This window comes from Bosea sp. 29B (assembly GCF_902506165.1).
In the GTDB taxonomy this organism is placed as follows: Bacteria; Pseudomonadota; Alphaproteobacteria; order Rhizobiales; family Beijerinckiaceae; genus Allobosea.
Map to the genome: position 1 here is coordinate 5,217,605 of NZ_LR733817.1, position 14,341 is coordinate 5,231,945.

General features: G+C 66.4%; 16 protein-coding genes. 10 read left to right on the forward strand and 6 right to left on the reverse strand.

From position 1 onward, the window contains the following. Positions 1 to 7 precede the first annotated feature (7 nt). The gene (gene topA, locus GV161_RS25255) at positions 8 to 2,668 is read right to left on the reverse strand and encodes a type I DNA topoisomerase (protein WP_152014646.1); all 2,661 of its coding nucleotides are present in this window, start codon (positions 2,666 to 2,668) and stop codon (positions 8 to 10) included. Positions 2,669 to 2,880: 212 nt separating this feature from the next. Between topA and panB the strand changes: the two genes are divergently transcribed. The 6 genes from panB (at position 2,881) to dprA (ending at position 8,132) form a co-directional block, all read left to right on the forward strand. Then, positions 2,881 to 3,702 carry a 3-methyl-2-oxobutanoate hydroxymethyltransferase gene (panB, locus tag GV161_RS25260; protein WP_152014647.1) on the forward strand — a complete coding sequence of 274 codons (822 nt, stop codon included), beginning with the start codon at positions 2,881 to 2,883 and terminating at the stop codon, positions 3,700 to 3,702. A 65-nt stretch (positions 3,703 to 3,767) separates the two neighbouring features. Further along, complete coding sequence (locus GV161_RS25265) at positions 3,768 to 4,712, forward strand: aspartate carbamoyltransferase catalytic subunit (RefSeq protein WP_152014648.1); 945 nt, start codon at positions 3,768 to 3,770, stop codon at positions 4,710 to 4,712. Between the two features lie 5 nt (positions 4,713 to 4,717). Continuing rightward, positions 4,718 to 4,960 (forward strand): hypothetical protein, encoded by a 243-nt coding sequence (locus GV161_RS25270; protein WP_152014649.1) that lies wholly within the window; start codon positions 4,718 to 4,720, stop codon positions 4,958 to 4,960. Continuing rightward, positions 4,953 to 6,269, forward strand: coding sequence for a dihydroorotase (gene pyrC, locus GV161_RS25275; RefSeq protein ID WP_152014650.1), 1,317 nt, complete (start codon positions 4,953 to 4,955; stop codon positions 6,267 to 6,269). The genes GV161_RS25270 and pyrC overlap by 8 nt, the downstream gene beginning before the upstream one ends. 30 nt (positions 6,270 to 6,299) lie before the next feature. Continuing rightward, entirely contained in the window at positions 6,300 to 6,923 is a 624-nt protein-coding gene (plsY, locus tag GV161_RS25280; RefSeq protein WP_152014651.1) for a glycerol-3-phosphate 1-O-acyltransferase PlsY, read from the forward strand. Beyond that, complete coding sequence (dprA, locus tag GV161_RS25285) at positions 6,924 to 8,132, forward strand: DNA-processing protein DprA (RefSeq protein ID WP_152014652.1); 1,209 nt, start codon at positions 6,924 to 6,926, stop codon at positions 8,130 to 8,132. A gap of 17 nt (positions 8,133 to 8,149) precedes the next feature. Here the strand turns inward: dprA and GV161_RS31385 are convergent, their stop codons facing one another. Beyond that, complete coding sequence (locus GV161_RS31385) at positions 8,150 to 8,272, reverse strand: hypothetical protein (protein ID WP_280179046.1); 123 nt, start codon at positions 8,270 to 8,272, stop codon at positions 8,150 to 8,152. Positions 8,273 to 8,504: 232 nt separating this feature from the next. Then, entirely contained in the window at positions 8,505 to 8,822 is a 318-nt protein-coding gene (locus GV161_RS25290; RefSeq protein WP_152014653.1) for a hypothetical protein, read from the reverse strand. A gap of 241 nt (positions 8,823 to 9,063) precedes the next feature. On the opposite strand from GV161_RS25290, the gene GV161_RS25295 reads away from it, so the two are divergent. Continuing rightward, positions 9,064 to 9,456 carry a hypothetical protein gene (locus tag GV161_RS25295; protein ID WP_152014654.1) on the forward strand — a complete coding sequence of 131 codons (393 nt, stop codon included), beginning with the start codon at positions 9,064 to 9,066 and terminating at the stop codon, positions 9,454 to 9,456. A 159-nt stretch (positions 9,457 to 9,615) separates the two neighbouring features. Then, a complete protein-coding gene (locus GV161_RS25300; protein WP_152014655.1) occupies positions 9,616 to 9,975 on the forward strand; it encodes a DUF5320 domain-containing protein in 360 nt (119 codons plus the stop codon). Here the strand turns inward: GV161_RS25300 and ruvX are convergent. The 3 genes from ruvX to GV161_RS25315 form a co-directional block, all read right to left on the reverse strand. Further along, positions 9,960 to 10,469, reverse strand: coding sequence for a Holliday junction resolvase RuvX (ruvX, locus tag GV161_RS25305; RefSeq protein WP_152014656.1), 510 nt, complete (start codon positions 10,467 to 10,469; stop codon positions 9,960 to 9,962). The genes GV161_RS25300 and ruvX overlap by 16 nt on opposite strands. A 164-nt stretch (positions 10,470 to 10,633) precedes the next feature. Further along, on the reverse strand, positions 10,634 to 11,611 hold the full coding sequence (locus tag GV161_RS25310) for a tripartite tricarboxylate transporter substrate-binding protein (RefSeq protein ID WP_152014962.1): 978 nt from the start codon (positions 11,609 to 11,611) through the stop codon (positions 10,634 to 10,636). 202 nt (positions 11,612 to 11,813) lie between these two features. Then, complete coding sequence (locus tag GV161_RS25315) at positions 11,814 to 12,572, reverse strand: GntR family transcriptional regulator (RefSeq protein ID WP_244624076.1); 759 nt, start codon at positions 12,570 to 12,572, stop codon at positions 11,814 to 11,816. 102 nt (positions 12,573 to 12,674) lie between these two features. Between GV161_RS25315 and GV161_RS25320 the strand changes: the two genes are divergently transcribed. Both GV161_RS25320 and GV161_RS25325 read left to right on the forward strand, forming a co-directional pair. Beyond that, positions 12,675 to 12,962 carry a UxaA family hydrolase gene (locus GV161_RS25320; protein ID WP_152014658.1) on the forward strand — a complete coding sequence of 96 codons (288 nt, stop codon included), beginning with the start codon at positions 12,675 to 12,677 and terminating at the stop codon, positions 12,960 to 12,962. A 201-nt stretch (positions 12,963 to 13,163) separates the two neighbouring features. Further along, the gene (locus GV161_RS25325; protein WP_152014963.1) at positions 13,164 to 14,315 is read left to right on the forward strand and encodes a UxaA family hydrolase; all 1,152 of its coding nucleotides are present in this window, start codon (positions 13,164 to 13,166) and stop codon (positions 14,313 to 14,315) included. The last annotated feature ends 26 nt before the right edge of the window (positions 14,316 to 14,341 follow it).

Here is a 14,341-nt window from a genome sequence, read left to right on the forward strand (position 1 = left end):
TCTGGCTTCAGCCCTCGGCGGCGCCGGCTTTCTTGGCCTTGGCGCTCTTGGCCTTCGCCGGTGCCTTCTTGGCAGCCGCTGGCTTCTTAGCAGCCACGGGCTTCTTGACCGGCGCCTTCGTCTTGCTTTTGGTGCCACCGCCGGCTGCCGCCTTGGCGTTGACCAGTTCGATCGCTTGCTCGGTGGTGATGCTCTCCTGCGCCATCGTTTTCGGCAGAGTGGCGTAGACCTTGCCCCAGGCGACATAGGGCCCGTAGCGGCCGGCCCTGACCTCCATCTTGCCGCCCTGCGGATGCTCGCCGAGCTCACGTCCCGGTGTCGCCGCGGCATTGCCGAAGCGGCGGCCACCCGCGCCGCTCTCCTTGGCGACGATCAGGTCGATGGCGCGGTTGGCGCCGATCTCGAGGATGTCGTCTTCCTTGTCGATATTGGCGTAGGTCTTGCCGTGCTGGACGTAAGGTCCGTATCGGCCGATGCCGGCGAGGATCGGCTCGCCACTGGTCGGATGCTTCGCGACCTCGCGCGGCAGCGAGAGCAAGGCGAGCGCCTTCTCCAGCGTCAGCGAGCCGACGGTCTGGCCCTTGGGCAGGCTTGAGCGCTTCGGCTTCTCGCCGTCGCCAAGCTGGATATAGGGGCCGAAGCGACCGTCTCGCGCAGTGACTTCGAGATCGGTGACCGGATCCTTGCCGAGGATGCGGACGCCATTGACGGCCTGCCCGCCTTCGGCAGACGCCTCGCCATCAGCGGCGGACACCGTGAGCGGGCGGGTGAATCGGCATTCGGGATAGTTCGAGCAGCCGACGAAGGCGCCGAACTTGCCGAGCTTGAGCGAGAGCGTGCCGGTGCCGCAGACCTGGCAGCTGCGCGGGTCGCCGCCATCGGCACGCTGCGGGAAGACGTGCTGACCCAGGATACCGTTCAGCGCCTCGAGCACGTCGCCGACGCGCAGCTCCTTGGTCTCGCCGATCGACTTGGTGAATTCGTCCCAGAACTCGCGCAGCAGGACCTTCCAGTCGACATCGCCGCTGGAGACCAGATCGAGCTTCTCCTCCAGGCTCGCCGTGAAGTCGAACTCGACATAACGCTTGAAGAAGCTCTCCAGGAACGCCGTGACCAGCATGCCTTTGTCCTCGGGTACGAGGCGCTTCTTCTCGATCCGGACATATTCGCGGTCGCGCAGCGTCGCCAGCGTCGCGGCATAGGTGGAAGGGCGCCCGATCCCGAGCTCTTCCATGCGCTTGACCAGGCTCGCTTCCGAGAAGCGCGGCGGCGGTTCGGTGAAATGCTGGTCGGCGGCGATGGCGCGCTTCTCCAGCGGATCGCCGGCCTTCATCGGGGGCAGCTTCTTGGAGTCCTCGTCTTCCTCGTCGTCGCGGCTCTCCTGATAGAGCGTCAGGAAGCCGTCGAAGAGCACGACCTGACCGGTCGCGCGCAGTTCGAGCGCGCGGGCGCCGACTTGGGCGGCGATGTCGACCGTGGTGCGCTCCATCGAGGCCGATTCCATCTGGCTGGCGATGGTGCGCTTCCAGATCAGCTCGTAGAGCTTGGCCTGCTCCGGCTCGAGATGGCGCGAGACCATCGCCGGCAGACGGCCGAGATCGGTCGGGCGGATGGCCTCGTGCGCTTCCTGCGCGTTCTTGGCCTTGACCGTGTATTTGCGCGGAGCGTCCGGCACGTAGTTGTCGCCGAACTCCTTGCCGATGACCCGCCGCGCCGCCGTGATCGCCGAGCCGTCCATGTCGACGCCGTCGGTACGCATATAGGTGATCAGGCCGACGGTCTCGCCGCCGATGTCGACGCCCTCATAGAGACGCTGTGCCACCTGCATGGTGCGGGCCGGGGCCATGCCGAGCTTGCGCGAGGCCTCCTGCTGCAGCGTCGAGGTCTGGAAAGGCGGCTGGGGGTGGCGCCTGACCGGCTTGGCCTCGACTTCGGCGACAGAGAATCGCGCGGTCTCCAATGCGGCCTTGAAGGCCGCGGCCTCATCGCCTGTGCCGATGTCGAGCCGCGTGATCTTCTTGCCGTCGGCGCCGCTGAGGCGCGCGTCGAAGGTGGCGCCGCTGGCGGTCGCGAGCGTCGCGACCAGCGACCAGTATTCGCGTGCCCGGAAGGCCTCGATCTCGCGCTCGCGGTCGCTGACCAGGCGCAACGCGACCGATTGCACGCGGCCGGCCGAGCGGGCGCCGGGGAGCTTGCGCCAGAGCACCGGCGAGAGGGTGAAGCCGACGAGATAGTCGAGGGCGCGGCGGGCGAGGTAGGCGTCGACCAGCGCCTGGTCGATCGGGCGCGGATTGGCCAGCGCCTTCTGCACCGCATCCTTGGTCACGGCGTTGAAGGTGACGCGCTCGACCGGGATGCCCTTGATCGCCCGCTTCTGGTTCAGCGCCTCCAGCACGTGCCAGGAGATCGCCTCGCCCTCGCGATCCGGGTCGGTTGCGAGAATGACCTTCTCGGCGTTCTTGGCCGCCCGCGCGATCTCGGCGACCTGCTTGGCGCCGCGTCCCTCGGTCTCCCACAGCATGGCGAAGTCGTTCTCGGGATCGACCGAGCCGTCCTTCGCGGGGAGATCGCGAATGTGCCCGAACGAGGCGATGACCTCGTAGTCCGGGCCCAGATATTTGTTGATCGTCTTGGCCTTGGCCGGCGACTCGACGACGAGGAGCTTCATGACGCTTTCGATCTCATAGGCAAGGGTAAGGCGGGCACTAGCGACCAGCCTCGCCGAACTTGGCGCGGGGCGCGTTGATAGCGGTTCGGGATTGCGCGCGAAAGTGGTTCACGCGGCCGGTCCTGTCAAACCCGATTCTGCTTTCCGGGGCAGGGCGGTCAGGCTACGTCAGCAGCCGCCGCCGTTTTGGCGTTTGATATGGAGAGCTTGGCATGTCGTCGCAAAACCGGACAAGTCGGCTGACCTCGCTCGATATCCGCGGACGCAAGGGCGGCGAGCCGCTCGTCGCCCTGACCGCCTATACCGCGCCGATGGCGAAGATCGTCGACGAGGTCGCGGACATCGCCCTGGTCGGCGACTCGCTCGGCATGGTCGTCTACGGCCTCGACAGCACCGTCCCGGTGACGCTGGAGATGATGAGCCTGCACGGCCAGGCCGTGACGCGCTCAACGACACGGGCGCTCGTCGTGATCGACATGCCCTTCGGGAGCTATGAGGAAAGCCGCGAACAGGCCTTCCGTAACGCCGCCCGGCTGCTCAAGGAGACTGGCGCCGGGGCCGTGAAGCTCGAAGGCGGCGCGAGGATGGCCGAGACCGTGCGCTTCCTGGTCGAGCGCGGCGTGCCGGTGATGGGCCATGTCGGCCTGACGCCGCAGGCGGTCAATACGCTCGGTGGCTACAAGGCGCAGGGTCGCAGCAAGGCCGAGTGGCCGGCCCTCATCGCCGACGCCACGGCGATTGCCGATGCCGGGGCATTCTCCCTGGTGATCGAGGCGGTGGCCGAGCCGCTGGCGGTAGAGATCACCAAAAAGGTCGCGATTCCAACCATCGGGATCGGCGCCTCGGCTGCCTGCGACGGGCAGGTCCTCGTTCTCGACGACATGCTGGGCCTTACCGGCCGCGTGCCGAAATTCGTGAAGGCCTATGGCGATCTCGCAGCACAGGCCCGGGCGGCGGTGCGCGCCTACGCCGCCGAGGTGCACAGCCGCCAGTTCCCCGGTGAAGCACATGTCTACGCGTTGAAAGCGGAGTGACTCACTGAAGAACATGCGCGCTGCCTTGCGCCGGCCACGACTCGCCCCTAAACAGCGGTCTTCAAATGACATCGACCGTACCGCTCTATCCGCACCGGCACCTCCTCGGGATCGAGGGGCTGTCCCATTTGGATATCGAGGCGCTGCTCGAGCGCGCCGAGACCTATGTCGCGCTCTCGCGCCAGATCGAGAAGAAGACGGCGACGCTGCGCGGCCGCACCCAGATCAACCTGTTCTTCGAACCGTCGACACGGACGCAGGCCTCGTTCGAGCTCGCGGGCAAACGTCTGGGCGCCGATGTGATGAACATGTCGGTCAGCTCCTCCTCGGTGAAGAAGGGCGAGACGCTGATCGACACCGCCGCGACGCTGAACGCGATGCGGCCGGACATCCTGGTCGTGCGTCACCACGCCGCCGGCGCGGTCAATCTGCTCGCCCGCAAGGTCGACTGCTCGGTCGTCAACGCCGGCGACGGCGCCCATGAGCACCCGACACAGGCGCTGCTCGACGCCCTGACCATCCGCCGCAACAAGGGCCGGATCGCCGGGCTGACCGTCGCGATCTGCGGCGACATCGTCCATTCGCGCGTCGCCCGCTCCAACATCATCCTACTCAACGCCCTTGGCGCCAAGGTCCGCCTGATTGCGCCTTCGACTCTGCTGCCGGCCGGTGTCGAGCGCATGGGCGTCGAGGTCTTCCGCGACATGAAGAAGGGGCTGGAGGGCGTCGATATCGTCATGATGCTGCGGCTCCAGCTCGAGCGTATGAACGGCGCCTTCGTGCCGTCCTCGAAGGAATATTTCCGCTATTTCGGGCTCGATCGCGACAAGCTCTCGCTGGCGGCGCCGGACGCGCTCGTCATGCACCCCGGCCCGATGAACCGCGGCGTCGAAATCTCGTCCGAGGTGGCGGACGGCGCCCAGTCGCTAATCCGTGAGCAGGTCGAGATGGGCGTCGCCGTGCGCATGGCGGTGCTCGATGCGCTTGCGCAGCATCTCCCGAATGGCTGAGCCGGATGGAGCTCTTCCTCGCCTGGCTGCTGCGACAGATGCGCCGGGCTCGGATTGTCTTCGTCGGACTCTATCTCGTGGTCGTAGCCGGCTTCGTCTATGCCGAGCCGCGCTCCGCCTGGACCTGGCTGATCGTGCTGCTCGGCGCGCTCCTGTGCATCGGCATCTGGGGACTGGTCGGGTTCTGGCATTATGTCTTCACGCAGCGCCGCGAGCGCGCAAACGGAGTCGAGCGTAGCGATGGCTGACAGCAGCGAGCAGAATAGCGGCTGTGCGATCCTCGGCGCGCGACTGGTCGATCCAGCCTCCGGCCGCGAGGGCGTCGGCAGCGTCCTGATCCGCGACGGCGTGATCGCGGATGTCCATTGGGGTGGCGACCGCCCGGAACTGCCGGCCGATATCGCGGTCGAGGATGGCCAAGGCCTCGTACTGGCGCCCGGTCTCGTCGACCTGCGCGCCTTCCTGGGCGAGCCCGGTGCCGAATTCCGCGAGACGCTCGGGACCGGCTCGCAAGCCGCCGCGGCCGGCGGCGTCACCACCGTGATCTGCCGCCCCGACACCGATCCGCCGATCGACGATCCCTCCGTCATCGATTTCATCAAGCGTCGTGCCCGCGACAAGGCGATCGTCAACGTCCTGCCGGCAGCAGCGCTGACCAAGCGGTTGGCCGGCAAGGAGATCACCGAGTTCGGCCTGCTGCTCGAAGCCGGCGCGGTCGCCTTCAGCGACGGCGCCAACGGCGTGCGCAACCCGCAGGTCATGCGCCGCGCCATGATCTACGCCCGCGATTTCGACGCGCTGCTGATGAACCATGTCGAGGATCCCGACCTGCGCGGCGACGGCGTGATGAACGAGGGCGAATTCGCCAGCCGCAAGGGCCTGCCGGGCATCCCGCACGAGGCCGAGACGGTGATGCTGGAGCGCGACCTGCGCCTCGCCCGGGCCAGCGGAGCCCGCTACCACGCCGCCATGATCTCCTGCTCGGATTCGCTCGATCTGATCCGCCGGGCCAAGGAGGACGGGCTTTCCGTCACCTGCGGCGTCTCAATCAACAATCTTTGCCTGAACGAGAACGACGTCGGCGAGTACCGCACCTTCTGCAAGGTCTCGCCGCCGCTGCGGCACGAGGATGAGCGGCTGGCGATGATCGCGGCGGTGACCGAGGGCCTGGTCGACGTGATCGTTTCCGATCACGATCCGCAGGATGTCGAGACCAAGCGCCAGCCCTTCGCCGAGGCCGCCAACGGCGCGCTCGGCATCGAGACGCTGCTCCCGGCCGCGCTCAGGCTCTATCATGGCGAGCAGATCGGCCTTGCCTCGCTGTTCGCCGCTCTGTCGAGCCGGCCTGCCGAACTGCTGGGCTTGGGCTGCGGTCGACTGGCCGTTGGCACACCGGCCGATCTCGCCTTGATCGACATCGACGCACCCTTCGTCGTCGACAAGCGCAAGCTGAAATCCCGTGCCAAGAATTCGCCCTTCGACGAGGCGCGCCTGCAGGGGTTGGTGCAGGCGACCTGGGTCGGCGGCCGGGTAGTCTATCGCGGCGAACCCGCGTAAGCTTGGGCCTAGACGGGCAGGGGAAGTTGCATGGCTGAGGCGTTCGCTTGGGCGTATCCGAGCCCGATAGGGCTCGCCGCGCTCGTCCTCGGCTATCTCCTCGGCTCGATTCCGTTCGGTATCATCCTGACCCGGCTGAGCGGCGGTCCGGACCTGCGCACGATCGGCTCCGGCAATATCGGCGCGACCAATGTCCTGCGCACCGGCAACAAGAAGCTGGCGGCACTGACGCTGCTCGGCGACATGTTGAAAGGCACGGCTGCGGTCCTGCTTGCCGGCTGGTTGCTGGGCGGCAAGAACGCGGCGCTGGCTGCCGGCCTCGGCGCCTTTCTCGGCCATCTCTTTCCGGTCTGGCTGCGCTTCAAGGGCGGCAAGGGCGTCGCGACCTTCCTCGGCATCCTGATCGGACTGAAATGGTCGATCGCACTGATCTTCGTGGCGGTCTGGCTCAGTATCGCCTATCTGAGCAAGTACTCCTCGTTCTCGGCCCTGATCGCCAGCCTACTGACGCCGCTGCTGCTCTGGTTCTGGGTGCGCGACGTCCAGATGGCCGGGCTGATGGCGATCCTCGCGCTATTGCTCTGGTTCATGCATCGCGAGAACATCGCGAGGCTACTCGCCGGCCGCGAGGGCAAGATCGGACAGAAGGGCTGAATGGCGATGGCCGGTTTCGCTCTCGACGACCGGCAACGCCTCGACTGGCTCCGACTGATCCGCAGCGAGAGCATCGGTCCGCGCACCTTCCGCACCTTGGTCAACCGCTTCGGCGGTGCGGCCGGCGCACTGGACGCCTTGCCGGAGCTCGGCCGACAGGCCGGCCGAGCGCTCAGGCTGTGCACGCTTGCTGAGGCCGAGCGGGAGTTCGAGGCGCTGCGCCGGCGTGGCGCCCATCTGATCGCGCTCGGCGAAGCTGCCTATCCGGTGCCGCTGCAGGCGATCGATTCGGCTCCGCCGCTGATCGCGATCGAAGGCGACCCGACGGTGCTGGGGCGCCCCTGCGTCGCCCTGGTCGGCTCGCGCAACGCTTCTGCTGCCGGGCTGAAGTTCACCGCGACGCTCGCGCGGGAACTGGGTGAGGCCGGCTTCGTCGTCGTCTCCGGGCTGGCTCGCGGCATCGACACGGCCGCGCATCAGGCGAGCCTGGAGAGCGGCACGATCGCCGTGCTGGCCGGCGGGCTCGATGAGGTCTATCCGCCGCAGAACATCCCTTTGCTCGGGCGCATCCACGAGCGTGGCGCGGCGCTGAGCGAGATGCCGCTCGGCTGGGTGCCGCGCGGGCGCGATTTCCCAAGGCGCAATCGGCTCGTCTCGGGGCTGGCTTTGGGAACGGTGGTCGTCGAGGCCGCGCGCAAATCCGGCTCGCTGATCACCGCTCGCTTCGCCAATGAGCAGGGCCGTCAGGTCTTTGCGGTTCCAGGCTCGCCGCTCGATCCTCGCGCCGAGGGAGGCAATCACCTGATTCGCGAAGGCGCGATCCTTTGTGCCGAGACGGCGCATGTCGTCGACGTGCTGGCGCCGATGCTCCGGCAGGGCGATCTGTTCGGGTCCGTACCCATTCTGGCGCGCGAGGAAACCGGACCGGAGCGCCGGAAGGAAGCGCTCTGGGACGAGCTCGATCTGCCTGAGGTCCTGCCGGCCCCGAAGCTCGAGCTCGAACGCGAGCCCATGTCGCAGGAGGGACACATCGAAGATGCTCCCCGCCGACGCCTGCTCGATCTGATCGGCGCCACGCCAATAGCGGTGGACGATCTCGTTCGCGCCAGCGGTCATCCTGTGCGCGAGGTCAGCCGCATCCTGCTGGAGCTGGAACTGGAAGGCATGGTGCAGCGCCACGCTGGCGGCGCTCTTTCGCGATCGACATGACCCTGGCGGCGAGACGGTCAGCCCGCCGCGTCGCCCCAGCGGCTGCGCTCGCGCTCGGCCTCCGCCGCCGCAAGCTCGAGGAAGGTCACCAGCAGGTCGAGATCGGCGGCTCGAGCCTGGTTGCCAAGTTCGGCGAGCATATTCGCCGCCTTTACGGCGACATCGCGCTGCAGATCGCGTTAACGGGCTCGTTTCTCGGCCAGAAGCTGCAAGGCCAGAGCCTCCGGTTCGCCGTGGCGGTACAGGCCTTGCGAGGAGAGAGGGGCGCTGCGAGGGTAGGTGGTCGTCGGAGAAGCCGGCATCGGGCACTCCCGTTAGGTTGCTGAATCTTATTTTTGCAACCTATAGTTTAATAATCTGCAAAACCTGATCTTAGGGCGAACTGTCGGGATCCCCCGCGTCGCCGAGCTGCAATTGGCAGGTCCGTCGATTGATCGCAGCCTCAAGCCGCGTCATTTCGACGAAATAGGCGAGGCTGCTGAGTTGCGCCGCCCGGGCCATCGCACCGAGCTCGATGGTGATCTCTTCGATATAGGATGCAACCTCCAATTGCATGCGCGCCAGCGCGTCCATGCTGTACGGACCGGGCGAGGCCGAGGCGCTGCGGCCGATACGGGAAACTTGAGGCAAGCGATTGTCATCCCGATAGATTTTATCCTCCTTGATTCGCCGTGATGGTGCTTTCCTCATCCCGCCCACCCCTGTGGCCGCATTAAATCTGGGAAACGAACCGGTGTTCGACGAAGCTATCCTTGCTACTCGATTTCCAGAAATGCAATCACTGCGTGTAATTATTTTCTTGAAAGGAACACTTTCCGGATTGGCGGGTTGATCTCCAGTCGCAATTTCGCCGCGATTGGTTCAGGCCCGGTTCAACCGGAGCGAGCTAAATCGGGCGTCAAGGCGGGGACCCGCCGAGAAGGAGAATGCCATGTCAGCTTTCGGAAAGAGCCGTTTCCTCGTGACGCTCGCCGTCACCGGCAGCGTTCTGGCAGCGGGCCTGACGCCCGTCATGGCGGGCGAGACCCGCCCGGTCGGCTTCGACAAGAGCCGCCTCGATGCGGCGCAAGTCGACTACTCGCAGTACTATCGTCGCGGCTGGCGGGGCGGCAATCGCGGCGCAGCGATCGCGGCCGGTGTCGGCCTCGGCCTCCTCGGTGCGGCGGCGATCGCTGCCAGCCGCCCGGCCTATGCCGAGCCGGTCTACGGCTATGATGACGGCTACTATGACGAGCCGGTCTATGTGGCGCCGCGCCGCTACTATGCGCCGCGCTATTACTACCCCGACAACATCCGCGACCCGGCCGGCGGCAGCTATCGCTGAACGCCGACCAGGATAAACAGCCTTAATCAATTCTGAACGCCTGGCGCCTAGGCTCCAAGGGTCGCTCCTGTCGGATGACGGAGCGGCCCTTTTTATGGCCTACGGGAGCTCGCGGCTCCGATCCCCGGGCCGTCGCCTTGCCGACCTTGGAGAAAGACGATGAAACCCTCGCTCAAGACACTGCTGTCCGGCTGCGGCGCGGTCGCCCTGGCGGCGCTCTGCTCCGGCGCGGCAATGGCCCAGTACTATTCCGATGACGGCTACGGCCGTCGCCGCGGCTATGACCGGGGCTATGACAATAGTTACGATCAGGGCCGCCGCGACAGGGGCTATGGTCGCGACGATCGCGGCCATGGGCGCGACGACCGGCGCTATGGCCAGGACGGCGGTGGCTATCGGCGCGGCCCCAATCCCAACAATCCGCTCGCCGGCATGAGCATCGACGACCAGAAGCGGGCGATCAAGAACCATCGCGACGCGCAGAAGAAGGCTATCAAGCGCGGCTACGTCATTCCGTAGTCGTCCTCCTCCGGCTCGCCCGCATCGGCCGTGAGGCGGCCGAGCCGGTCGAGTGCGCCTTGCAGGATGTAGGCGGCTGCCATCTTGTCGACGACAGCCGCGCGCCGGGCGCGTGAGGCGTCGGCGTCGAGTAGCGTGCGGGTGACCGCGAGCGTCGACATCCGCTCGTCCCAGAACACGATCGGCAGCGCCGTCAGCGGCGCGAGATTGCGCACGAAGGCGCGGGTCGACTGGACCCGCGGGCCTTCCGTTCCGTCCATGTTGAGCGGCAGGCCGATCACCAGCCCGGCGATCGCATGCTTGTCCGCGACTTTCAGCAAAGCCACGGCATCCTGGCGGAACTTGATGCGCTGGATCGTCTCCAGCGGCGTCGCGATCCGGCGTTCGACATCCGACAGGGCAAGCCCGATCGTCTTGGTGCCTAGGTCCAGCCCGAGCAGGCGTGCGTGCTCGGGCAGAGCGAGGAAGTGGTCCAGGGCGACGAGATTGCTCATCCACCGCCGGTAGCATGGGCCGCCCGCGGAGGCGAGCGGCCCAGCCAGCGCTCGATCGCGACGCATTTTGACTGAAGGGTCAAAATGCGAAAATCGTGATCGATTCTAAAAGTTTAGAGCATTGCTCTTGCGAAAAACCGGTTCCCACTTTTTCGCGCAATGCTCTAGTTGGCGTTCTGCGGCGTCAGTCCGGCGGCCTTCAGCGCCGTTCCCCATTTGGCGACCTCGGCGGCGAAGCGCTTGGCATGGGCCTCGCGCGTCCATTCAGCCGTCGGGAAGGCGCTGGTGCCGACCGACTTGAAGCGCTCGAGCACGGCCGGATCCTTCAGCGCGGCCTGCAGAGCGCCGTTGAGCTTGTCGAGTGCCGCGGTCGGCGTGCCCTTCGGGGCGTAGAGCCCGTGCCAGATCGTCATGTCGATCTCGGTGCCGGCCTCACGCGAGGTCGGGACCTTCGGCAGCACGCCGAGCCGCTCCGGCGAGGTCACCGCATAGGCGCGGATCTTGTCGGACTGGATTTGCGGCACCGCCGTGGTCGACTGGTCGCAGAGCACGTCGACCTGGCCACCGACGAGGTCGTTCATCGCCGGCCCGGTGCCGCGATAGGCGACCTGGGCGAGCTTGACGCCCAGAGCCTGCGAGATCAGCACCGCGCACAGATGCGCGTTCGAGCCGACGCCGGCATGCGCGACGGTGAGCTTCTCGGCCTGCTGTTTGGCGTAGGGGAAGAAGGCCTTTCCGTCGACCGGGGGCAGCGCGAGCTTGCCCGCGATGACCATCGGCCCGGTGTTCACGAGCCCGACCGATGCGAAGGCGGTCTGCGTGTCGTAGCCGAGATTGCTGTAGAGCGCCGGCGCTGCCGCGAGCGCGAGGTGGTGGATCAGCAGGGTGTGCCCGTCCGGCTCGGCCGCGACGAGGCGCTTGGCGCCGGCCGTGCCGCCTGCGCCAGCGATGTTCTCGACGATGACCTGCTGGCCGAGCGTGCGGCCCATATGCTCGCCGAGCAGGCGGGCTATCACGTCGCTGGGGCCACCGGCGGCAAAGGGCACGATCAGGGTGATGGGTTTGGTCGGGAAGCCTTGAGCCAGGGCAGGTGCGCCCAGGCCCAGCAGGGCCAGCCCAACGAGGGCGCCGCGGCGCGTCATGAGGAATCTACGGATATGCGCGATCATTCGTTTCCTCCAGTAGGGCGGCCGCTCTGCGTCGGCTTGGTCGAAATCTCGTGGCTCTCGGTCCCCGAGTTTGGTTCGCTCGATTTCGAGCGAAACTTTAGGAATCTACGGCAACAAACTGATCTTGCGCCGATACAGACGATTTGTGCTCGAGCAAGCTTGGCGCGGGGACGGGTCAGCGCAGGTCCGACAGGTAGTGAACCTCCTGGGTCAGACACAGGCTGAGCCTGTGCTCGACGGGCGTGCCGTCGAGCGACAAGGCGATACGGTCGATCTGCAGGGCCGGTTCGCCAGCCGAAGCTCCGAGCGCTGCAGCATCCTCCGCCGAGAGCGCCACCGCCTTCAGCCGCTCGCGCGCATTGGCGATGGTGATGCCGTAGTGCCCCGCATACAGGCTGTAGAGATTGTTCGGGATCGGCCCGTTCTCCAGCCCCGGGAAGAGCAGCTGCGGCAGGCTGACCGTCTCGACGATCAGCGGCGCACCGTCGAAGGAGCGCTGCCGCCGGATGCGAATGACGACGGCGCCCTCGGCGAGGTCGAGAGCTGCGCGCTCGGCTTCGTCGGCGAAAGTAGTCGTCACCGAGAGCACGACGCTGTCGGGAAAACGCGGCGCCCCCTGGTCCGGCGCCAGCTTGAAGAACTGGAACAGGATGCGGCGCTCGTCATGCTCGGCGACGAAGGTGCCACGCCCCTGGCGCCGCACGACGAGGTTCTCGGCGGCAAGCTCGTCGAGCGCCTTGCGCACCGTGCCCTGGCTGACGCCGATCTCGGCGGCAAGCTGTCCCTCGCTCGGCAGAATCGCGCCGGGGGCCCAGACACCGTCCATAAGCCTGCGCACGAAGATCGCCTTCACCTGGCGGTAGAGCGGCCGGAAGCCCAGCGTCTCCGGTGTATCGGGCTCGCGAGGCTGCCCTGTGATTTCGAGCTTGTGCACACTCATATGTCTTATATAAGACTTGGACGCAGCCGCGTCGAGCCCGATTTCGCAAATGGGTCGCGACGAGAAGATCACGGGAAACGGTCAGGGATATCAGCCATGAGCAAGCCGCATCTGCTGGTGCATGAGAAGAAGGACACGGTCGGTGTCGTCGTCGTCGAGGGCCTGAAGGCCGGGACCGACATGCTCTGTGTCGTCACGCACGACAATTCGGACTTCCGCCTCGCCGCCAAGATGGACATCCCGATCGGCCACAAGGTCGCGCTCAAGGACATCAAGAAGGGCGATACGATCTGGAAATACGGCCAGGACATCGGCAAGGCCGTCGCTGACGTGGGCAAGGGCGAGCACCTCCACGTCCACAACGCCAAGACCAAGCGCTGGTGAGCACCGGCCTTCGTCCATTCCGATTCCAGGGCTCCCGGTAGGTCGAGCCCCAACGTCCAGGAAACGCCAATGTCCTCCATCGTCGCCAATTTCGACCTCGTCAAAGGCAAGCTCGCCCGGGTGAAGGGCCGCAAGATCGAGGCGCCCGAGTTCAAGACGCCCTTCGTCAAGCGCCCGACCGGCCGCAGCCTCGATTCCTTCATGGGCTGGCGCCGCGAGAACGATCGCGTCGGCGTGCGCAACCATGTGCTGCTGCTGCCGCTCGACGATCTGTCCAACGCCGCCTGCGAAGCCGTCGCCAACAACATCAAGGGCACGCTGGCGATCCCGCATGCCTATGGCCGCCTGCAGTTCGGCGAGGATTTGGATATCCATTTCCGCACCCTGATCGGCACCGGCTCGAACCCGAACGTCGCTGCCGTCATCGTCATCGGCATCGAGGACGGCTGGACCAAGCGCGTCGTCGACGGCATCGCCAAGACCGGCAAGCCGGTGGTCGGCTTCGGCATCGAGGGCCATGGCGACATCGCCACCATCGCCAAGGCTTCTTATGTCGCCAAGGAGTTCGTGCAGTGGGCGACCGAGCTCCAGCGCGTGAAATGCGGCATCGAGGAGCTCTGGGTCTCGACCAAGTGCGGTGAATCGGACACCACCACGGGCCTGTCTTCCTGCCCGACGGTCGGCAACATGTACGACAAGTGGATCCCGCGCGGCGTCTACGGCGTCTTCGGCGAGACCTCCGAGATCACTGGCGCCGAGCATCTCTGCAAGGCCCGCGCCGCGACGCCGGAGGTCGGCGAGCGCTGGTACAAGATGTGGAAGGCCTATCAGGACGACGTCATCGAGGCCCACAAGACCGACGACCTCTCCGATTCGCAGCCGACCAAGGGCAACATCGCCGGCGGCCTGACCACGATCGAGGAGAAGGCGCTCGGCAACCTCGAGAAGATCGGCCGCGAGTGCAAGTTCATCGACATCCTGGAGCCGGCGCAGGCGCCGGAAAAGGGGCCGGGCCTCTACTATATGGACACCTCCTCGGCCGCGGCCGAGTGCGTGACCTTGATGGCGGCGGGCGGCTATGTCGTGCACACCTTCCCGACCGGACAGGGCAACGTCATCGGCAATCCGATCGTCCCGGTCATCAAGATCACCGGTAACCCGAAGACCATGCGCACCATGCCCGAGCACATCGACGTCGACGTCTCCGGCATCCTGCGCCGCGACCTCACCATCCCGCAGGCCGGCGACGCGTTGATCGAGAACATCGTGCGCACCGCGAATGGCCGCCTCACGGCAGCCGAAGCGCTCGGCCATCGCGAGTTCTCGATGACCAAGCTATATCGCAGCGCCTGAGGAACTGCGTCTCCGGGCGCGACGAG